This window comes from Micromonospora sp. B9E7 (assembly GCF_039871815.1).
Lineage (GTDB): Bacteria > Actinomycetota > Actinomycetes > Mycobacteriales > Micromonosporaceae > Micromonospora.
On record NZ_JBDPLX010000019.1, the window covers coordinates 100782 to 121886 of the forward strand.

Annotated in this window: 16 protein-coding genes; 7 read left to right on the forward strand and 9 right to left on the reverse strand. The window is 71.6% G+C overall.

Annotation, left to right across the window (positions count from 1 at the left end; translation table 11 throughout):
• Nucleotides 1-69: 69 nt before the first annotated feature.
• Nucleotides 70-585: a sigma-70 family RNA polymerase sigma factor gene (locus ABGB10_RS25725; RefSeq protein ID WP_088986748.1), complete on the forward strand. Its 516-nt coding sequence runs from the start codon at nt 70-72 to the stop codon at nt 583-585.
• Complete coding sequence (locus ABGB10_RS25730) at nt 582-1292, forward strand: zf-HC2 domain-containing protein (RefSeq protein WP_347663527.1); 711 nt, start codon at nt 582-584, stop codon at nt 1290-1292. The genes ABGB10_RS25725 and ABGB10_RS25730 overlap by 4 nt, the downstream gene beginning before the upstream one ends.
• Before the next feature lie 307 nt (nt 1293-1599).
• Here ABGB10_RS25730 and rarD read toward each other — a convergent pair whose 3' ends face one another.
• The 4 genes from rarD to eccE form a co-directional block, all read right to left on the reverse strand.
• The gene (gene rarD, locus ABGB10_RS25735; protein ID WP_347663528.1) at nt 1600-2535 is read right to left on the reverse strand and encodes an EamA family transporter RarD; all 936 of its coding nucleotides are present in this window, start codon (nt 2533-2535) and stop codon (nt 1600-1602) included.
• Nucleotides 2532-3029, reverse strand: a complete 498-nt coding sequence (locus ABGB10_RS25740; RefSeq protein WP_347663529.1) for a GNAT family N-acetyltransferase — start codon at nt 3027-3029, stop codon at nt 2532-2534. Before ABGB10_RS25740 ends, rarD begins: the two co-directional genes overlap by 4 nt.
• A 106-nt stretch (nt 3030-3135) precedes the next feature.
• Nucleotides 3136-3522: a phage holin family protein gene (locus ABGB10_RS25745; protein ID WP_347663530.1), complete on the reverse strand. Its 387-nt coding sequence runs from the start codon at nt 3520-3522 to the stop codon at nt 3136-3138.
• A gap of 61 nt (nt 3523-3583) precedes the next feature.
• Complete coding sequence (gene eccE / locus ABGB10_RS25750; protein WP_347663531.1) at nt 3584-5491, reverse strand: type VII secretion protein EccE; 1908 nt, start codon at nt 5489-5491, stop codon at nt 3584-3586.
• Nucleotides 5492-5782: 291 nt separating this feature from the next.
• Between eccE and ABGB10_RS25755 the strand changes: the two genes are divergently transcribed.
• On the forward strand, nt 5783-6103 hold the full coding sequence (locus ABGB10_RS25755; protein WP_238645909.1) for a WXG100 family type VII secretion target: 321 nt from the start codon (nt 5783-5785) through the stop codon (nt 6101-6103).
• Between the two features lie 21 nt (nt 6104-6124).
• Complete coding sequence (locus ABGB10_RS25760) at nt 6125-6418, forward strand: WXG100 family type VII secretion target (RefSeq protein WP_278137018.1); 294 nt, start codon at nt 6125-6127, stop codon at nt 6416-6418.
• Nucleotides 6419-6584: 166 nt separating this feature from the next.
• On the opposite strand, the gene mycP is transcribed toward ABGB10_RS25760, so the two are convergent.
• Nucleotides 6585-7808, reverse strand: coding sequence for a type VII secretion-associated serine protease mycosin (gene mycP, locus ABGB10_RS25765; RefSeq protein ID WP_347663532.1), 1224 nt, complete (start codon nt 7806-7808; stop codon nt 6585-6587).
• 152 nt (nt 7809-7960) lie between these two features.
• On the opposite strand from mycP, the gene ABGB10_RS25770 reads away from it, so the two are divergent.
• A complete protein-coding gene (locus tag ABGB10_RS25770; RefSeq protein WP_347663533.1) occupies nt 7961-10768 on the forward strand; it encodes an SseB family protein in 2808 nt (935 codons plus the stop codon).
• On the forward strand, nt 10765-11130 hold the full coding sequence (locus tag ABGB10_RS25775; RefSeq protein WP_347663534.1) for a hypothetical protein: 366 nt from the start codon (nt 10765-10767) through the stop codon (nt 11128-11130). The genes ABGB10_RS25770 and ABGB10_RS25775 overlap by 4 nt, the downstream gene beginning before the upstream one ends.
• A gap of 4 nt (nt 11131-11134) precedes the next feature.
• Here the strand turns inward: ABGB10_RS25775 and ABGB10_RS25780 are convergent, their stop codons facing one another.
• The 4 genes from ABGB10_RS25780 to acs form a co-directional block, all read right to left on the reverse strand.
• Nucleotides 11135-12067: an alpha/beta hydrolase gene (locus tag ABGB10_RS25780; protein ID WP_347663535.1), complete on the reverse strand. Its 933-nt coding sequence runs from the start codon at nt 12065-12067 to the stop codon at nt 11135-11137.
• Nucleotides 12068-12248: 181 nt separating this feature from the next.
• Nucleotides 12249-14684, reverse strand: coding sequence for an immune inhibitor A domain-containing protein (locus ABGB10_RS25785; protein ID WP_347663562.1), 2436 nt, complete (start codon nt 14682-14684; stop codon nt 12249-12251).
• 332 nt (nt 14685-15016) lie between these two features.
• Complete coding sequence (locus ABGB10_RS25790) at nt 15017-17812, reverse strand: immune inhibitor A domain-containing protein (RefSeq protein ID WP_347663536.1); 2796 nt, start codon at nt 17810-17812, stop codon at nt 15017-15019.
• A gap of 224 nt (nt 17813-18036) precedes the next feature.
• The gene (gene acs, locus ABGB10_RS25795) at nt 18037-20001 is read right to left on the reverse strand and encodes an acetate--CoA ligase (protein WP_347663537.1); all 1965 of its coding nucleotides are present in this window, start codon (nt 19999-20001) and stop codon (nt 18037-18039) included.
• A 355-nt stretch (nt 20002-20356) separates the two neighbouring features.
• Here acs and ABGB10_RS25800 point away from each other — a divergent pair, with 355 nt between their 5' ends.
• Nucleotides 20357-21103: an oxidoreductase gene (locus tag ABGB10_RS25800; RefSeq protein ID WP_347663538.1), complete on the forward strand. Its 747-nt coding sequence runs from the start codon at nt 20357-20359 to the stop codon at nt 21101-21103.
• The last annotated feature ends 2 nt before the right edge of the window (nt 21104-21105 follow it).

Below are 21105 nucleotides of genomic sequence, written 5' to 3' on the forward strand. Positions count from 1 at the left end.
TTCGGCGTGACCGCACGTATTCACGGGCGGACGCAACGCCGGACGCGCGCCGGAAGCGAGGAGACTGCCATCAGCGACCACGACGCCCAACTGCTGCGCGCGCTGCACGACGAGCACGCGGAGGCGCTGTACGCCCATGCCCTGCGGCTGGTCAACGGTGATCGGCAGCGCGCCGAGGACCTGGTGCAGGAGACGCTGCTGCGGGCCTGGCGACACCCGGAGTCCCTCGACCCGAAGCGCGGCTCGGTGCGGTCCTGGCTGTTCACCACCGCCCGCAACCTGGCCATCGACGCCTGGCGGCGACGCTCCACCCGGGTGGGTGAGGTGTTCACCGACGACCTGCCCGAACCGCCGGAGGTGATCGACGAGGCCGAGCGGGCGGTAGAGGCGTGGACCGTCGCCGAGGCGCTGAACCGACTCAGCCCGACCCACCGGGAAGTGCTTGTCGAATGCTTCTACCAGGGGCGGTCGGTGGCCGAGGCGGCGTCCCGCCTGGGCGTACCGCCGGGGACCGTCAAGTCCCGCACCCACTACGCGTTGCGGTCTCTACGGTTGGTCCTGGCCGAGATGGGGGTGACGGGATGACCCGGTGCGAGTTCGCCTACGACGACGGCGCGTACGTGCTGGGTGCCTTGGCTCCCGCCGAACGGGCGGCCTACGAGCGGCACCTCTCCGGCTGCGCCTCCTGCCGGGAGTCGGTCGCCGAGATCGCCGTGCTGCCCGGGTTGCTCGGGCGCCTCGACCCGGCGGGATTGGAGCAGATCCTGCCCCCGCCGGCCCCGCCCCGGGTGCCCGCGCTGCTCGACGAGGCCCGGCGTCGCCGGCGTCGGCAACGCTCCGCGGACCGGCGACGGTACGCGTTGACCACCCTGGCCGCCGCCGGGCTGGCCCTGGTCGTCGGTGTCGGTACGGCTGCGGTGCTGCCCCGACCGGTCGCGCCGCCCCCAGGGGCACAGGGCACCCCGGGCCCGCAGGTGTCGATGGTCGCCATGCGCCCGGTGGCGGCTGCTGGACCGGTGCACGCCGACATCGGGCTGGTCGGCACCAAGTGGGGCACCCGGGTGACCATGCGTTGCGGGTACGACGCGCGGACGAGCTACGGCAAGGCGTACCCGTTCCGACTGGTGGCGCGTGGCCCGAACGGCGCCACCGAGCAGATCGGATCCTGGCTCGCGGCCCCCGGTGACGACCTCAGCTTCACCGGTGCCACGAGGTTCACCGACGCCGAGCTGGCCAGCGTGGAGCTGCAGAAAGCCGACGGCACCCCCCTCCTCACCTACGCCGTCCCCTAACCCGGCCCCGCCCCGCCCCGCCGCGCCGTGTGCGCGTCGCCCGCGCCGTGTGCGCGTCGCCCGCGCCGTGTGCGCGTCGCCAAGATCCGCGCAACATCGGGGATGTTGGTGTCTCGTGCGTGTCGGAGGCAGCAACATCGGGGATGTTGTTCGGATCTTGGGCGTGGGGCGTGGGGCGTGGGGCGTGGGGCGTGGGGCGTGGGGCGTGGGGCGTGGGGCGTGGGGCGTGGGGCGTGGGGCGTGGGGCGTGGGGCGTGGGGGGTCCGACCGCCGCCAGGCCGCCGACTTCGGTAACAAGTCGCCCGAACTATGGCCGGGCGGGCACCACGACTCCATGATCGGCGGCAGGTCCGGTTTGGCGGGATCGGGTTCTGCGGGAGGTGCGGACGGCGTCGGCGGTGAAGACGATCAGGGCCAGCCAGACCAGTGCGAAGCCGGCCAGGCGGGCCGGTGGCATCGGTTCGTGGAAGATCAGCACACCGCAGCCGAGCTGCAGGATCGGCGCCAGATACTGGACCATGCCGAGGCTGCTCAGCGGCAGCCGGTTGGCCGCCCCGGCGAACATCAGCAGCGGGATCGCCGTGGCCGCACCGGCCAGCACCAGCAGCGCGGTGTGCCCGGCCGAGACGTGGCCGAAGGTCGAGTCGGCCCTCGCGGTCAGCCAGGCGAGGTAACCCAGCGCCGGCAGCGCCAGCACCGCGGACTCGACGAAGAGCCCCTCCGCCGGCGGCAGCCCCAGCCGCTTCTTGACCAGGCCGTAGCCGGCGAAGCTGAACGCCAGGGTCAACGCCAGCCAGGGCAGCCGGCCGTAGTCCACGGTGAGCACCACGACCGCCGACGCACCGATCCCCAGCGCCGCCCACTGCGCCGGGCGTAGCCGCTCCCGCAGCACCGTCACGCCGAGCAGCACCACCACCAGCGGGTTGATGAAGTAGCCCAGCGCGGTCTCCACCACCCGACCGGAGTTGACCCCGTAGATGTAGGTGCCCCAGTTGATCGCGATCAGCGCGGCGGCGGCGACCATCCCGGCCATCGCCCAGGGGCGACGTAGCAGCGCCCGCAGGAAGCCGACATTGCGCAGCGCGCCCAGCAGCAGCGCCACGAACACCACCGACCAGATGACCCGGTGGGCCAGGATCTCCAGCGGGCCGGCCGGCCGTAGCAGCTTGAGGTAGAGCGGAAAGAAACCCCAGAGCAGGTACGCGCCGAGGCCGTAGAGGTATCCCAGGCGGAGAGGCGTCACGCCTTTACCGTAAGGGGCGTACCGCCTCCTTGTTCCTTTCCGGTGACCGGGGTCACCGGTGGGCGCCGGTCGAGGTTCATCCACCGCTCCGGGGCCGCCAACGGCGTGAAGCCCTCCCTCGCGTACACCTGGTGTGCGTCGTTGGTGATCAGCAGGATCCGGAGTACGCCCAGCTCGGCCAGGTGGTCACGGGCTGCGCCTACCAACCATCCGCCCAGGCCGCGACCCCGGGCCGCGCGGTCGACGTACACGTCGCAGAGCCAGGCGAAGGTGGCGCCGTCGGTGACCACCCGGGCCACCGCCACCTGGCGGCCGTCCTCGGGCCGGTAGACGCCGAACGGCAGCGAGCCGGCGAACGCCCGCTCGGTCACGGCCCGGTCCCGCCCGAGTGCCCAGTACGCGTCGGTCGACAACCAGTGGTGCACCAGCTCCAGATCGAGCCGGGCGGGGTCGGTGCTGAGCAGATGGCCGTCGGCGCGGGTCAGTGAGAACACCACGTGACGCTAACCGCCGAGGTGGGCACTCACGGCGGCCAATTCCCGAAAGGTGGTCAGCGGCCCGCCCCGGCGGGAAACCGGGACGGGCCGATCTGGTCGGCGGTCAGTCCCGGTCGAGGACGGCGCCCAGGATCCAGGTCACGATGCTCACGAAGAGGGCACCGAGCACGGCGGCCGGCCAGAAACCGTCCACAGTGAACGGCAGCCCGGCCTGGTCCGCGATCCAACTGGTGAGAAGGAACAGCAGCCCGTTCACCACCAGCGCGATGAGACCCAGCGTCAGCAGGTAGAAGCCGCAGCCGACCGTCTTGATGACCGGCTGGAGAACCGCGTTGACCACGCCGAAGATCACCGCCACCAGGAGCAGCGTGGTCACCGTCTCGACAGCCGAGTTCGACTCCAGAGAGATGCCCGGGATAAGGAGTGTGGCCAGCCAGAAAGCCAGCGCTGTGCTGGCCAGCCGAATCAGCAGACCGTTCAGAAAACCCATGGCGGGGATCGTGCCACGGACCGCGCACCGACGTAACCCGGCAGTTGACCATCCTGCTGGATCAGCTGCGCCCCGGTCGCCCGATCAGTTGCGACTCGATCGGAGTGGGGGAGAGTAGTGCCCAGCGCAGCGCCCTGCGGTTGACCACGGCCACCATGTCGTCCCGGATCCGGGTCAGCCACTCGGCCGACCCACCGAGCCCCAGCGCGGTGCCGGCCAGTGCGGCCTCGGTGGCGTTCAGTGGTTGCAGCAACGCCAGGTCGGCCCGGCTCAACGCGTCCACGTCCGCCGGCGTCAGCTCGTCGCGTACCACCAGAGTGGCCCGCCACGGCGGACCCGGCTCGGCGTCGGCCGGCACCGGCCCCGCGTCGACGACCAGCAGCAACGGGCGCAGCGCACTGCCCACCCCGTCGGCCACCGGTCGACCGGGCGGGATCAACGGGATCGTCCCGCCCGGCGCACCCACACCCCGGACGAACGGCTCCCAGGCGCGCGGCCGGGAGGTCTGCACCACCACGAGCGCACCGAGGGCCAGGGCGCGCAGGGCCACCAACTGGGCGGCGCGCACCCCGCCGACCAGCAGCACCCGGGTGCCCTCCGGTCGGAACAGTCGTACGGTGACGGCTCCGCCGTGCCGGTTCGTGCCGACCATCATGCCCGCGTCGCCCAGGGTGAGCTCCCAGTCGTCAATCCCATGGCGGGTCTGCGCTGCGCGGGTGGTCAGCGCCAACGGCAGCGTCACGCCGAGCCCGCTCAGGTGCGCGCCGTCGAGCCGCCGCAGCTCCCCGCCCAGGTCGGTCACCAGGCGCGTCAACGCCTCGGCGGCTGCGGCCAGCTCGGTCGCCGTGCTGGCGGCGAGGCGGACGGTCAACTCGGTCGGCACCCCGACGCCGGAGGTGGTCGGGGTCGGGCCCGCGGAGATCGACACGGTTGTCGCGGTCACCGGCAACGCGAGCAGCCGGGGCACCAGTCGCCGTCCACCCGCGCCGTCCGGCCAGCGGACCAGCCGGAAGGTGGCCTGGAACAGAGCGCCGGACCGAAGCGCGGGCCAGGACTCCCGCACCGGATGGCCGTCGTGATGGGCCAGCTCGCCCAGCACGCGCAGCGCCGCAGGCACGCCGAGTGGCCGCGCGGTCAGCGACCCGAGCCGGCGGACGATCCGGCGTACCGTGCCGGCGAGCACCCGGCGCAGGTCCTCTCCGGACCAGCCGTCCACCCGCAGCACCCGAACCGCGACCACCGCCCGTTCCCGACCGGCGAGCCGCCCGTCGGTGAGCTGCCGGTACGACGTGCCGACCGTGCCGGCCGCCGCTGGCACCGGCGCCGGCGCCCCGGTGAGCAGCAGTTGGACCCGCAGCGGGGGCACGTCCGGCCCGGCCGGAGGCAGCAGGACGGACGGCGCGGGAACGGCCCGGGACGCGTCGCCGAGCAGATCGCCGGGGTCGCCGAGTTCCAGCAGCACCACCATTCCCGCGGTGTCCTCCAGCACCGCCGCGGGCCCACCGGTCAGCTCCGTCGAACCGACGACGGTGCCCGGAGCGACCAGTTCGAGCAGTTCGGCTGCCCCGGCCGGCCCGGGCAGCTCCCGGCGACGGGTCACGTGCTCGGCGGCGGTGCCCAGCCACTCGAAGAGCCACCGGCCCCGGACCCGGACCACGGTCACTGCCACCAGCAGCACGGCGACAAGTGTCGCCGCCGCGATGACCGGCGCGGGCCGGCCGAGGGCGGTGAGGACCAACGCTGCCGCGACCTGTGCGGTGACCAGTTGACCGGCGCGCACCCGCACCCCGGAGCCCGGGCCGGATGATGCCCACCGGTCGGGCGCCGATCGGCGACGAGGTGCCCGCTGGTCGGCGAAGCCCGGGCTGCGATCGGTGGGGCGGCCCGGGTCGAGCGCCGGCGGCAGGGTGTCTGGCCCGGACCGGGCCGGTGTCGCCCGGTGCGGCCCTCCGGTGGTGATCGCCGGCACCGCGCCTCCTCGACCTGTGGGACCGTGTCGCACGGGCGGCCGATCGTCCTCGGGTGGTCGTCACGCGCCGCGACGTGGCTGCAGCACATCGTAAGTGACCGATGGCTGCCGTGGTTGTCCACAGGGGAGCCGCAGGGGGTAGCAGAACTGCTACGAGGTCGCTACCGTCAGCCACGAAGTTCGTCGCTGACCCGTGTCTCAGTGCTCGACGGCCGGGCCAAGCGGACGACGCGTCCCCAGGGTGGCCGCGTCGAGAGCCAGGTGCGATCGGAGAGACGAGGTGACGTCCGGGTGTCCCAGACGCAGGCGGAAGCCGCGGTGATGCAGCAGACAGCCGCGAAGTTCGAGCAGGTCGACCAGTCGTTGCAATCCATGCTGACCGGCCTGCTGGCCGAGCTGGAGGTGTTGCAGCAGGCCTGGCGTGGTGCCGGTGGTCGATCGTTCGAGCAGGTCAAGCAGCAGTGGTCGCAGGACCAGGCGGCGCTGCACCGGGCGTTGCGCGAGACCGCCGGCGCGATCCGCACCGCCGGCCGACAGTACGACGTGTCCGACGACGAGGTCGCCAGCCGGGTAGCCGGCACCAACCGCGGCGGCATCCAACTGCCGCTCTGATCCCGCCCGGGAGGAAATCCGATGGACCATGGTGTGCTGGTCGTCAACTTCGCCGCGCTTCAGCAGGCCGGCGCGGACATCCAGAAGGCGCTGAACAGGCTCGACTCGCAACTCGGCCAACTCGAACGCGATGCCGCCCCGCTGGTGGCGAGCTGGACGGGCGAAGCCCGCCAGGCCTACGAACAGCGGCAGGCACGGTGGCGGTCCGCCTCCCAGGACCTCCAGGCGATGCTGCGGGACATCAAGTTGGCGGTGGGTGACTCCGCCTCCGACTATCTGGACACGGAAAAGAAGAACACCGGGCTGTTCCAGTGAGCGCGGTGGGCCGGGAGCGCTGACCATGTCCAGGTCGGTGCCCCGGCCACTGCGCCGTAGCGGCCAGGGCGGTGTGCTGACGGAGTCAGCTCTGGGCGGTGTGCCGGCGGAGTCAGCTCTGGGCAGTGCGCTGACGGAGTCGGGCCGGGCCGGTGGGCTCGCGGAGTCAGGCCTCGCCGGCTGGACGCCAGCGTCGGCGGGCACCGCGGGGCACCACCAGGGCGAGCAGCACCACGGTGGCCGCCGTCGTGCCGACCACCGCGCCGACCAGCAGGGCGCGATCCCGTGCCGACGCCCTCCGGGTCTGGCGGGCGAGCACCGCCGGGTCGGCTCGGTCGTCGGCGAGCGCGGTGACCTGCCGAGGGCCGGCCGCACGGCTGCCGCCGGTCTCGGTGACCGCCCGGTAAGGGTTCAGCACGCCGGCGCCGTACCCGCCGCCCTGGCCCGTGCCCGGAGCCGGGTCGGCGGTGGCGATGATCCGCTCCGCCACCTGGGCGGCGGTCAGCTCCGGCCGGTACTCGCGCAGCAGCGCGGCGGTGGCGGCCACGAAGGGTGCCGCGTAACTGGTGCCCTCGACCCGGTGGTGGCCGGCGCCGGGTGCGGCGGTCAGCACCTCGCTGCCCGGCGCCACCAGGTCGACGTACGGGCCGGTCTGCGAGAAGGCCGCCCGCCCGCCGTCCGCCCTGATCGCCCCCACGCCGAGCACCCCGTCGTAACCAGCGGGGAACGGTCGGGGGTCGCCGTTGTCGTGCAGGTTGCCGGCGGCGGCCACCAACACGACGTCGCGGTCGACCGCGTACCGCACGGCCGAGCGCACCTCGGGGTCGTCCGCGTACAACACCACGGACAGGTTCACCACGTCGGCGTCGTGGTCGACGGCCCAGCGGATGGCCCGGGCGAACTCGTCGGCGCTGACCGTACGCCCCGACTCCCGCCCCTGCACCACCTGCTGCTCACTCACCCGCACCGGCAGGATCCGGGCATCCGGTGCGAGACCGTGGAAGGCGACCCCGGGGCGGGGTGCCGCCGCGATGATGCTCGCCACTCCGGTGCCGTGTCCGGCGCAGTCCCGGCTGCCGTCCCCGCCGGCGTCGAGCAGGTCGGTGCCGGCCAGCACGCGCTCGGCCAGTTGGGGGTGCACCCGATCCACCCCGGAGTCGACCACCGCGACGGTCACCCCGGCACCGGTGGCCAGCGGCGCGAGCCGGGTGGGGTCGTACCGTTGCTGTGGCCAGGGTGCGGCGGTGACCGGCCGGGCCGGGGCGAGGGAGGTCGCGCAGGCCGGCACCATGCGCAGCCCGGCGGTGGCGGCGACGGCCGGGAGGGCCGGTACGGTCAGGAGGCCGACGGCCAGACCTGCGAGGACCGGGCGCGTGATCGATCGAGACATCGACAGCCTCCGTATCGTGTCGGCTCCGGGACGGGATGTTATCGCCTCACCCGCGTCCCGGCGGACCGTCGACGGCCAGCCATTGTGATCTTGATACCACCTTGTAGGTTGTACGCGATACCTGTGGCCTGTTCTCGGAAGGGGAGGTGGCCGTGACCGAATGGGAGCCGGCCACGGAGGCCGAGGTGGCGATGCGCGACGCGCTGCACGCCAACGACCAGGAGCTCTACTTCCGGCTTCTGTCCCGCACCGACCTGCTGTTGCCGGTCTCCGCCCCGACGCAGCCCGGCCAGCCACCCGCCGGCTGGGGCACCTGGACCACCGGCGGTCGGACGCACGTTCTGGCCTTCACCTCCTCCGCCGCGCTGCGGGCGTGCCTCGGCGATCATCCGGGCAGCAACCGACGCGTCCCCTTCGCCGACCTCGCGGTCGGCTGGCCCAACCAGGAGTGGTGGCTCGCCGTCAACCCTGGCCTGCCGGTCGAGGGTTACCTGCCGGCCTGGTTCGTTGCGCAACTTTCCCGGGGGGACGTGCGGCTGCCCGGCCGTGCCATGGGTGCCCGTGCCCGTCTGGAACGGGCGGAGACCCTCGCCCGCACCCGGGCCGGGTCGCCTGGCCGGGACGCCGCGCCAGCCGCTGGCCGACCCTCGGCTGCGGGTGCGTCGTCGGTCGGGTCCGACGCGACCGCGCCCGCCCCGAGTCCGCCTCCCCCGGTTCCCGCCGCCCCCGTTCCTCCTGCCCCGATTCCACCTTCCTCGATTCCTCCTCGGCGGCCCGCGTGGGGTGCGGCGCCCCGGGTGGGTGCGCCCTCTGTGCCGGGCCCCGCGTCCCGCACGCCCAGCCCTGCCGAGCCGTCGCGCCGACCCGGCGAGGAGGACCTGCCCGCCGCCGGTCAGCGCCAACCGACCGAGCCGCCGCGCCCGGGCGCCCTGCCCCGCACCGGCCGGCCGTCCCGGTTCGCACCGTTGACGCCCGCCGACCATCCCGGCATCGACCAGCCAAGGCCCGGCGTGGGCTGGCCCGCAGCGGACCGGTCGGGCGACAACGGCCCCGCCGGGGGCAACGGCAATGGCAATGGTCAACCCCTGGGTGCCCGCCGCTCCTTCTTCGAACCCAGCACCGCCCGGGATCGCGGACCCGACCCGAGCGCGGGCGGAGGTCGTACCGGTGACCGGGCGGCCCCGCCGACGCGCTTCGGGCGAGGCAGCCAGCCCTTCCCGCGCCGCCGCCCGGCCGATGCGCCAGTCGACGAGACCGCGACCCGGGCCTTCCCGATGGGCGATCCGGACGCCACCCGGCCGTTCCGGCAGCCGGCGGCCGACCTCGGCGTGTCCCGGGGCGTACGCGCACCGGCGTCCGCTGAGGAGGTCACCCAGCCGCTGCCTCCACGCCGGCCCGACCTGCCGGCGGAGGAGCCCACCCGCGCCTTCCGGATGACAGGTGAACCGCCACTGACCCGGGTGTCGGAGCGGCCCAGCCCTCCGCCCGAGGAGACCCAGGCGATCCCCCGCGACCGGCCGAGCCCGTACGCGCGGGCGGAGGAGTTGTCGACGTCGGCTGCGGAGCCGGTGTCCGGCCCGCCCGCGCCGCGCCGCGGCTTCACGCCCATCGTCATCGAGGGCACCATCATCGAGTCCCGCGACCTCACCGGCCCGGTCGAGACCAGCGGTCCGGCCGCCACCGCCAGCCGGCCCAGCGGCCCGGCCGACGCCGCACCGCCGCCGTTCGGCTCGACGTCCTCCGAGCCGAGCATGTTCGGCCCGCCGTCGTTCAGCCCGACGCAGCCGGTGCCGAGCCCGTCCACCCCGCGCCCCACCGTTCCGACGGAGCCCGCCGGTGTCCGCGCCGACAGCCCGGTCGGTGCTGGTCACGCCGACATCGACGGCCCGTCGGTCGGCCTGCCGAGCCACGATCTGCCCGCTGCTGGCGAGAGCCGCAGCGCGGACGGCGACAGGCAGCTCCCGCCGGCCGACGACCCGGCGGCGGCCGAGTTCGAGCCGGCCAACACGGTCGAGGAGGACCTGCTCGGTGCCGCCGGCTCCGGCAGCACCGACACGTTCCTGTCCACCCTGCTGCTGGCCCGGGTCCTGCTGCCGGCGGCACCGGATTCGCTGCGCGGAAGCCGCCCCGGGGATGTGGGCTTCGTCTGGCGTACGGCGCAGCTCGACGGCGAGACGTACGTGGTGGTCTACACGTCCCCGGAGCGTCTCGCCGACCACTTCGAGGGTGACGTCGACACGGTCCGGGTGAAGTTCGCCCAACTGATCCGGCGCTGGCCGGACGAGGACTGGTCGTTCGCCGTCAACCCGGGCACCCCTGTCGGTGCCAAGCTGCCCGGTGAGCAGATCGTCGCGTTGGCCAACTGGGCCGCCGAGGTGGGGCTCGGTGACGACCTGGAGGTGGACCCGGAGGAAGCGCCGGCCGCGGCGGAGCCCACCGCCCGCCCCCGGTACGCGCCGGCGGCGGTCGACCCGACCCGACCGACGGTCATGCAGAAGGCGATCGCGCCCTCCCAGCTCGCCTACTACCTCGATCGGGGGTACGACCGGGTCTCCGGCTTCGTGCACCGGGCCGGTGAGTTGGCGCACCTGACCACGCCGGCGCAGGTGCACGACGCGCTCGGCCTCAGCTACCCCGGCTCGCCGTTCTCCCGGGACGCCGAGGAGATCTACGTGCTGCGCTGGCCGGCGCACCGGCCGAGCCTGTACCGGATTCCGTACGGCGGTCAGAACGAACCGGCGATGCGAGCCATGGAGGGCTGGGTCATCGAGCGTCCCCCGTTCCGGGGCAACGGCTTCGCCCCGGGCGAGAGCAGCGACGTGGTGGCGGAGTTCAAGGTGGACAGCGCGCGCCTCCCGCACGGCGCGCAGCTCTGGCGGATCGGCGCGGACGGCACCGAGCGGGTGGTGGCGGAACTCGACACCGACACGGTGCTCTGGCGACGGGTCGGTGAGGCGTGATGCGCGACGGCTACGTGGCCCGTTGGCAGGGCCGGGAATACCAGGCCAGCCCGGACGGCGACGACATCCGCCTCTACCAGCCCGAGCCGGGCGAGGGCTTCGAGGAGGTCCGCGTGGGCCGGTACGTCCGGGTACTGCCGGCGAGTGAGATCGAGGACCTGGCGTACGTGCGGACCACCTGCACCTGGAAGGGGCAGCCGTTCATCGTGCTCGGCGAGCACGACGCCTGGCTGCGGGTGGAGTACACCGGCGGTCGCTGGCCGGTGGCGGAGGCGATGCGGCTGGAGGTGTTCGACTTCGGCGTCTACCAGGGTTGGGCGCCGGCCGCCGAGGTCACCGACCTACGGGAGCAGCGGGTCTGACCGGTCAGGTCTTCGCCCATCGCAGGATCTCACCGAGCACCAGGTCGGGCGCTTCCAGGTGCGGGAAGTGCCCCACCCCGTCGAGCAGCCGCCACTCGTAGGGCGCGACCACGTAGCGGCCGGAGCCGAGCGCGGTGCGCGGCAGCGAGGCGACGTCCAGCGCGCCGTGCAGTTGCAGGGTCGGGGTGGACAGCGGCTTCTGCATCAGGCGGACGAACCGGTAGCCGTGCAGCCGCAGCAGCGAGCGGAACGCCCACCGGTATCCCTCCAGGGCGCAGAACGCGGCCTGCGGGATGCGCATCGCCTCCCGGCACCGCTCGGCGTACGCCGCGAAGTCCGGCCCCGCCACCCAGCTCGGCCCGCCCCAGCGGTGCAGGATCTCCGCGACGCCCGCCGCACCGTCGCGGGTCAGAACGTGTTCGTAGCGGGGCAGCTGGAACTTCAACGCCGGTGTGGACGCGGTGAACTGCCCGCGCGGGTCGGCGAAGATGGCGGCGCGCAGCCGCAGCGGGTGCGGCGCTCCCAGCACCACGAGCCGACGGACCAGCGCCGGGTGGAACGAGGCCACCGTCCAGGCCACCATGCCGCCGAGGCCGCTGCCGACGATCGTCGCCGACCGTTCGCCGAGCGCACGGATCAGCCCGGCGATGTCGGCGGCCAGGGTGTAGCCGTCGTACCCCCGGGGTGGTTTGTCGCTGGCGCCGTAACCGCGCAGGTCGACGGCGACCGCCCGGAACCCGGCGTCGGCGACCGCCGGCAGCATCTGGTGCCACGCCCACCAGTGCTCCGGGAAGCCGTGCAGGAAGAGCACCATCGGCCCGGTGCCGGCCTCGACCACGTGGAACCGGGTGCCGTTGGCGCCGACGAAGCGGTGCGTCCACGGCCCCTCGGTGAGGACACAGGACTCGTCGACGGCTCCGCCGCGCTGGTCGGTCATGGCAGACAGCCTAGGACCCGGTTGCCGCCGACGACCCTGGTGGTCGCGTTGAACAGGGGAAAGGCCCGGGTTGTCCCGGACCGGCACCAGGGGACTGGCTCCAGGGGACTGGCTCCACAAAAGGGCGACGCCCGGGCAGGTGGCCTGCCCGGGCGTCGCTGGGTGTTGCGGGAGCAGCGGGTCAGCTGATCCGGATCTTCATCGAGGTGCCGTCCTGCTCCAGAACCTTGATCTTGACACCGGTGGCGGGGAGCTTGACGCCGTGGTTCGGCAACTCCTCGTAGAAGTACTTCTTGGTGTCGTCGAACAGCGGTTCGGCAGCCTGGCCACGGATGTACTGCGGCTGGCTGTTGAGGTGCAGGGTGAACGAGTCCGCCTTGTTCAGGCTGAACGGTGCGTCGTACACCTGGACGCGGGCGCGCCACGGAGCCCCGGTCAGGTTGTAGATCGGGCGCGGGTGCGCGTCGATGTACAGGTTGCGACCCTCACCCGGGTGACCACCCGGGTTGGACGGCGACGCCGGGGCGGTGTTGTTGTCCTCCCAGCGGGTGTTCCAGTACGAGATGAGCAGGCCCTCCTGGTACGCGTAGTGGTCCACCCAGTCCGGGCGGGTGTTCGCGTAGCCGAAGAAGTACGGGCCGGTCTTCAGGTACTTGTCGTACGAGACGTACGACCGGTTGCCGGCGATGTAGAAGTTGTCGAACTCGTCGGTGTAGGTGGCACCGACGATCTCCCACTGGTCGAGCGCCCAACCCGCGTCGGTTTCGGCACCGTCGCTGAGCACGGTCTGACCGTCGGCGGTCACGGTGATCGCGTCACCGAAGAAGCCGCCCTCGGAGACACCACCGTCGGTGACGTAGTGCAGGCGGACCTGCGCCGTCTTGCCGGCGACCGAGGTCAGCGGGATGTTGATGTCCGCCCAGGCGCCGTTGCTGCTGCCGGCGAGGGCCGGGCGACCGGCACCGTCGACGCCGATCGGCTGGCCGTTGACCGTGCCGTCCAGGTCGGTCCAGGTCTGACCGCCGTCCGTCGAGGCTTCGAAGTAGAGGTAGTCGTAGCCGGCTTCGATGCCGTACTTGCCCTTCAGCGACAGCGCCGCGGAGGACTTACCGGTGAGGTCGAACGTCCTCGTCATGGTGCCGTCGAGGTTGTCCTTGTTGCCGGAGAAGTACTGCTTGGAGCCCTCGAACGGTGCGCCGTAGTTGAAGGTGTACTCCCGCTTGGGCAGCACGACCACGACGGCCTGCGCTTCCTTCGAGTTGTACTCCTGTGGGCCGAGCTGCAGCGTCTGCTTCTGCCCCGCCACGACCACCTCGTAGTCGAGCCAACCGAGCTGGAGCTTGTTCCACGCGCCGAGGTCGCCGCCCCGGTCGCCGATGCCGACGTCGTTCTTGGCGCCGAGCCGGCTCTGGGCCATCAGGGTCCAGTGCTCGTTGCTGTTGTCCGCGGGGCCGTAGTCGTCCGGCAGGCCCAGGTCGTGGCCGTACTCGTGGTAGAAGACGCTACGACCGCCGTTCTCCGGCTGGATCGTGTAGTCGCGGATCCAGACGCCGGTGGTGCCGATCTGGGTGCCGCCGATCGGGAAGTTCGGCGGGCCCACGGGCGAGCTGTTGAACGCCGACCAACGGTGGCTCCAGATCGCGTCCTCACCCTGCTGCGGGTCACCGTCGGCCTGGTCGCCGCCGGAGTGGACGATCTGGAAGTGGTCGATGTAGCCGTCCGACTCGTTGAAGTCGCCGTCACCGTCGTAGTCGAACCGGTCCCACTGGTCGAAGGACTTCATCTCCGCGGCGATCTCCGCGTCCGTCCGGCCCTTGGCCTTCTGGTCGGCGACCCACTGGTTGGCGGCGTCGCGGATCAGCGCCCACGTGTTGGAGCAGACGTTGTCGCCGCAGACGGCGGGGTCGCCGGTCGGGTCGTCGTCGGCCTTCGGGTCGTCGGAGCGACCGTAACGGGCCTCGTTGTACCGGACCTTGACCCAGTCGGTCACCTCACCCTCGACGGTGTAGCGACCCGAGGACTGCGCCTCGTAGTACTGCTTGAGCGACTCGTCGCCCGGGTTGGTGCCGAAGTAGAGCTGGCGGAAGTGCTCCGGGCTGAAGTCCGGCTGCCAGATGGTGGAGTTGTCCACGGCCCGGTTGGGCTCAGGGATCTTGTTGTGCAGCGGCCCTTCGAACGTCGCCGGTCCGGCGACGTCCGGGTTCATGTCCTTGTCCTGGTAGGACGGGTGCCGCTCGTCACCGAACTCGGCCAGGATCACGAAGATCTTGTCGGTCCGCTCACGCTTGAGCTCGACGTACTGGTCCCTGGTCTGCTGGCCGTCGCCGGCGGCGGAGCGCGCCTTGGCGTTGGTGCCCGTCTTGCCGACCTCGCCGACCTTGACGACCGTGCTGCCGTTGCGCTCGATCGGCTTGCTGCGCCCGCTCAGCACGTCGGCGAGACCCTGCTCACGCAGCTCGCGGCGCTTGTCCTCGAGCTTGTCGGGGAGCTCGTCCTTCAGCGCCTGTGGTTCGGCAGCGGCCGGTGCTGCCGCCGGCAGTTTGGGCTGCGGGGCGGCCGAGGCGGACGGGCCGAACGCCAGGCCTGTCGCCGTCAGTGAAAGCCCGAGCAGACCCACTGCGACTTTGCGCACGTGGTACCTCCGGTGTGAGGGAACCGGCCCAACGGGGGTACGGGCCGGTGGGAGATCGATCCCACTAGTGGGACCAATGGTGAACATAGACACTGCTGGGACGGGTGGGAAGACGGGCGCGTCGATTTGTAGCAAGATTTTGTTGGGAATGCTTTCCACCGTCACATACCGGGGCTTCATCAGCCACGCTGACCAGCGATGATTGGCCCGGTCCCGTATACAGCGACCCATTTCGATCAATCTGATCGATGTACGACAGTGGGGCCGGTGACGTCTCCGTCACCGGCCCCACCGTCAGTTGTCGAACCGGAAAACCGTTACTTCTTCGCCGGGGTGACGAAGATCGTGGCGGACGAGTTGTCAGCCGCCGCCTTCTTGATGGTGAGCGAGACGCCGTAGTTCACGCCCTGGTCACCCGGGTTACCGGTGCCCAGCACGATCGCCCCGCCGCCCAGGGTCACGCCGTAGAACTCCGGCGCCGGGCTACCGTCCGGGTTGGTGACCCGGGTGGTGTACGGCGCGTTGCCGCGCGACGGCAGGACCACCGACGCGTCGTTGTCCCGGGCGTACGCGGCACCGTCGCGCATCTCGATGCCCGGGTACCAGCCCTTGGCGTCGGTGAACGACTTCACCGGCGGCAACCCCTTGAACTTCGTGCAGTACGCGCTGTACGGCTCGTCCGCCGCCTCCAGGCACTCCGTGAAGGGGTACGTCCGCTGCAACGAGAACGCCGCGTTCGACGACTGCGGGCGGCTGGGCAGGTTGTCCGTCACCGACGGGTCCTTCACGGCCGCCTCGCCGGTGCGGCGCAGCGGGTCGAAGTGCGAGTCGACGATGAGCAACCCGCCCTTCGCGCCGTAGCTGGGCAGCGCGGTCATCTGCCCGGTGACGTGGTTGACGTCGCCGAGCGCGGTGTCCCGGTACCAGACCAGCATGCCCGGGGCGTTGTAGGAGATCCGGTCGACCTTCCACGCCTCGTGCGAGTAGATGGTGTCGTAGGCGTACTGGAGGCCCTTGTCGAAGCCGTCGAAGTTGCGCCACTCCGCCAGGTAGTACTGGGCGTGCACCTCGGTGCCGGTGGAGACCTTCCAGCCCGCGCCGGTGGTGTCGACGAAGGTGCCGCCGGTGGCCGTCCAGCCGTTGTCGCCGCCCTCGACGTCGTCACTCCAGGTGGTGGCGCCGCCGCCGGTGACCGAGAAGTCGTCGACGAACCAGTTGCGCTCCTCGAACGCCTCGTCGGTGGCCAGGCGCAGCCGCACCTGCACGGTCGTCCCGGCGTACGCCGACAGGTCGACGTAGTCGTGCCGCCAGCCGTCGGTGCTGCCGGTCAGGCCGTACTTCTTGCCACCGAAGTCGTTCATCCGACCGTTCGGGTCGGCGTAGCCGTCCGGCGTGGTGACCACGGTGCCGGACTCGTCGTACACCTTCTGCTCGGTCCAGGTCGTACCGCCGTCCGTCGAGAGCTCGACGAAGCCGTAGTCCCAGTCCTCCTCGATGATGTAGTTGTTCCACATCCAGAACTTCGAGTCCGCCGCCGCCGGCACGTCGACCGAGCGGCTCAGCTTGACGTCCGCCCACTCCTGGTCGTTGTTGCTGTGCCACATCTTGGTGCCGCTGTGCGGCGTGGCCAGCGTCGTCACCTTGTCCGGCAGGTCGACCTTGATGCCGTCCTCGGAGTCGATCGGGGTACGCGAAGTCTGGCCGAGCTTCACCTCGCGGGGGTTCGAGCCAGGCCGGATGGTCAGCGGGTCGGCCCAACCGAGCACCCACTTGTCCCAGATGCCCATGTGCGTCGGCAGCGCCTGGAAGATCTCACCCGAGTGCGAGCCCGAGGCCATCAGGTCCCAGAAGTCCACGTCGGAGTCGGCGTTGCCGGACGTGTCGTAGAGGTCCGGCAGGCCCAGGTCGTGGCCGAACTCGTGGGCGAAGACACCGACACCGGCGTCCTCCGGCTGCACGATGTAGTTCGACGCCTTCAGGTTGGTGCCCGGGATGGTGTACCCGCCGGCGACCGTGGAGGAGTGCGCCCAGACGGCGTACACACCCTCGGCGCCGCCGCCGCGCGACTTGCCCTGACCGGCGTGCACCAGCACGAGGTGGTCGATCACGCCGTCCGGCTCGAAGACGTTGCCGTCACCGTCGCGGTCGGCCTGGTCCTCGATGTCGTAGTCGGCCCACGGGAAGTCCGGGTCCTTCGCGACGAGCGCGTCGATCGCGTCGGTCGCCAGACGGCCCGCGCCGGCCGGGTTGTCCGGGTGGCCGTTCATCGACTGCTCACGGCCGGGGACCCACGCGCCGGTCTCGTCCTGGAAGCAGCGGTTGGCCGCGTACCAGCCCTCCGAGTGCGGCACGGTGATCCACGGGCTGGCCTGCCCGTCCACCGTGTACGCGTTCTTGGACATCTCCAGGTACATGTTGTGCATGGTGCGACCGGACAGGTCGATGCCCTTCTTGCCGTCCGGGCCCTTCAGATCGGTGCGGACCCGCTCGGTGATGCCCTTCTTGCTGTAGAGCATCTTGTTGTAGTGCTGCGGCGAGAAGTCCGGCACCCACATCGAGTTGTTGTCCTCGTGGGGCAGTCGCGCCGGGTCTGGGATCTTGTTGTGCTTCGGGCCGTTCTGGACGGTGCCGGGGACGCAGGTCCGGTCCTCGAACACCGTCTTGGGCACCATCACGTCGGTGAAGTCGTCGTTGGCCTTGTCGTTGAACTCGACAAGCAGCGTGAGCAACTTCGCCGTCTGCGTGGTCGGCGCCTTCTTGAACTTGCGGGGGTTCTGGCCCGTCTTGAGTGACTTGGCCTCGTCCTTGGCGAGCTGCCGGGCCGCCACCGGGTTGCCCCGGGCGTGCTTCTGGTCGAACGCGCGCGCGGATTCCGCGGCAGGGGTGTAGACGCCACCCTTGCCCTTGACCTCACGACCGGTGGTGTCCGGCTGCACCTCGGGCTCGGCGTAGTTGATGTAGTGCTCGTCGGCCCCGATCACCGCCCTGGGGGTGGGGGACGACGACTGGGCGGCCGCGCTGCCGGTCACGGTCAGTGACGTGGCCGCGAGGGCGATTACGGGAAGCGCGACGAGTAGTCGTCGGCGCGACCCCGGACGGGAGTTTCTGTTCATGCCACTCCGTTTCTCGGGCAGAGGACGTCGGTGGGACCCGTGCGCCGGGACGCGACGGGACCGTCCGACGAGCGTGAAACTAGATGACGAACACGCGGCACGGCAGGTTCGTGATCGATGCGTTACCCGCCCGGTGGGAGCGCTGCTGGTCGTACCTCCACAAAAGACGACGGTGGGTGACGGTCCGTCCGGACCGCCACCCACCGTCGGGGGTACGCCTACCGTCAGTCCTCGTCGGACTTCGCGCCGCTCATCCCGGAGGAGATCAGATCCATCACCGAGGAGTCCTGCAACGTCGTCACGTCGCCCAGCGACCGGTTCTCCGCCACGTCCCGGAGCAACCGGCGCATGATCTTGCCGGAGCGGGTCTTCGGCAGCTCCGGTACCAGCATGATCTGGCGCGGCTTGGCGATCGGCCCGAGCGTCTTCGACACGTGGTTGCGCAGGTCGGCGATGAGCTGCTCACCCGCGTCGCCACTGATGTCCGTGCTGCCCCGCGGAATGGCGAACGCGACGATCGCCTGACCGGTCGTCGGGTCGGTCGCGCCGACCACCGCCGCCTCGGCCACCGACGGGTGCGACACCAGCGCCGACTCCACCTCGGTCGTCGAGATGTTGTGCCCGGACACCAACATCACGTCGTCCACCCGGCCGAGCAGCCAGATGTGCCCGTCGTCGTCCTTCTTCGCCCCGTCCCCGGCGAAGTACATGCCCTGGAACCGCGACCAGTACGTCTCGATGAACCGGTCGTCGTCACCCCAGATGGTGCGCAGCATCGACGGCCACGGCTCACGCAGCACCAGGTAACCGCCGCCACCGTTCGGCACCGACTGGCCCTGGTCGTCCACCACGTCGGCCACGATGCCCGGCAGCGGGGCCATCGCCGAACCCGGCTTTGCCGCGGTGACCCCGGGCAACGGGGAGATCATGATGGCGCCGGTCTCGGTCTGCCACCAGGTGTCCACGACCGGCAGCTCGCCCCGGCCGACGTGCTGCCTGTACCAGATCCACGCCTCCGGGTTGATCGGCTCACCGACGCTGCCCAGCAGCCGCAGCGACGACAGGTCGAAGCCGGCCGGAATGTCCTCGCCCCACTTCATCATCGTCCGGATCAGGGTGGGCGCGGTGTACAGGATGCTCACCCCGTACTTGTCGACGATCTCCCAGAACCGACCCTTGTGCGGGGTGTCCGGGGTGCCCTCGTACATCACCTGGGTCGCGCCGTTGGAGAGCGGGCCGTACACGATGTAGGAGTGCCCGGTGACCCAGCCGATATCGGCCGTGCACCAGTAGACGTCCGTCTCCGGCTTGAGGTCGAAGACCGCATGCGTCGTGTACGACGCCTGCGTGAGGTAGCCGCCGGTGGTGTGCAGGATGCCCTTCGGCCGGGCGGTGGTGCCGCTGGTGTAGAGGATGAACAGCGGGTGCTCGGAGTCGAACGGCTGCGCGGTGTGCTCGGCCGACGCGGTCTCCACCGTCTCGTGCCACCAGTGGTCCTTGTCCGACCACGCCACGTCCTCGCCGGTGCGGCGGACGACCAGCACGTGCTCCACCGACGGGCAGCTCGCGACCGCCTCGTCCACCGTGGGCTTCAGCGCCGACGGCTTGCCCCGCCGGTAACCACCATCCGCGGTGATGACCACCTTGGCGCTGGCGTCCTGGATCCGGTTGCTCAGCGAGTCGGCCGAGAAGCCGCCGAAGACCACGCTGTGCGCCGCGCCGACTCGGGCGCACGCCAACATGGCCACCGCCGCCTCCGGGATCATCGGCAGGTAGATGGCCACCCGGTCGCCGGCGGTTACCCCCAGGTCGGTGAGTGCGTTCGCCGCCCGGCAGGTCAGCTCGTGCAGCTCGGCGTACGTGATGGTGCGGGTGTCGCCCGGCTCGCCCTCCCAGTGGATCGCGACCTTGTCGCCGAGCCCCGCCTCGACGTGCCGGTCGAGGCAGTTGTACGCCACGTTGAGCTGGCCACCCACGAACCACTTCGCGAACGGCGGGTTCGACCAGTCGAGCACCTCGTCCCACTTCTTCGACCACGTCAGGCGATCGGCCTGCTTCGCCCAGAACGCGAGCCGGTCGGCCTCCGCCTCGGCGTACGCGTCGATGGTGACGTTGGCGTGCGCGGCGAGTTCGGCCGGCGGGGGGAACTGGCGCGTCTCGTTCAGCAGATTGGCCAATGCCTCGCTCATGCCGTGACTCCTCGTCCTCGGGGTGACCTGGGTCTCGCTGGGCACGAGGGTAGTCGGCAGGCCCTCGGCCAGCGAGGGCTGCCCGCCTCGTCGCGCCGAGCGGCCCCCACGACGCGCCCGACGGCCCCACCCCGGTCCGTGCGCTGGGTCGGCGGGCTCGCCCGGCCAACCGAGTCGGTAGGTAGACCTTGATCAACACGGGTTCATTGAAATCGCGGTGTCGGGGCCGATGGGATACCCCGACATCACGAAACTCGTGTTGATCAAGGCGAGGCCTCCGGCCGGGTGGGTGGTCCGGGTCGCCTTGCGGCCGGGTGCGACCCGACCGGTCGGGCCCTGTCGCTAGCGTGACGGGGTGACCACCGACCCGCTCGCACCGCTGCTCGCGCTCGCCGACATCGCCGCCGCCGTCGACCAGGCCCGCGAGCGGTTCGACCAGGCGCTCGGACATCGCGCACTGCGTCGGCACGGTGGCCAGGTCGCGGCCGAGGTGAGCCTCCGCTCCGCGGTGGCCAGCGCCGCCCTGGAAGGGGCCGGGCACGACCGGGAGGCGGTCCGCGCCGGCACCGTCACCGACCCGGTGCTCCAGGGGGCGCTGCGGGTCGCCGGAGCGCTGCCCGGCCTGAGCGAACTCTGGCCCAAGGCCCCCCGGCAGGCTCTCGCGAAGCTGCACGTCCTCGCCGCCCGGGATCTGGTGCCGGAAGCCGAGCTGGGCCGCCCGGTGGCCGACCCCGTGGTCGCCACCCGGCTGGACGGGCTGGCCGGGCTGGTCGCCGGTGGCACGAAGGTGTCCCCGCTGATGCTCGCCGCCGTCGTACACGGGGAGCTGTTGAACCTGCGCCCGTTCGCCGGGCCGTCCGGCGTGGTGGCCCGGGGCGCTGCCCGGCTGGTGCTGCTCGCCGGCGGCCTCGACCCGCGTGGCCTGCTCGCCGTCGACGTCGGGCATCGCGAGCGGGAGCCCGAGTACGTCGGGTCGGCGGGCGCGTTCGCCACCGGCACCCCGGACGGGCTGCGCTCCTGGCTACGCCACTACATGGCGGCCGTCGAGGTCGGCGCCGACCAGCTCACCGCCATCGGCGACGAGGTCCTCGCCGCCGCCTGAGC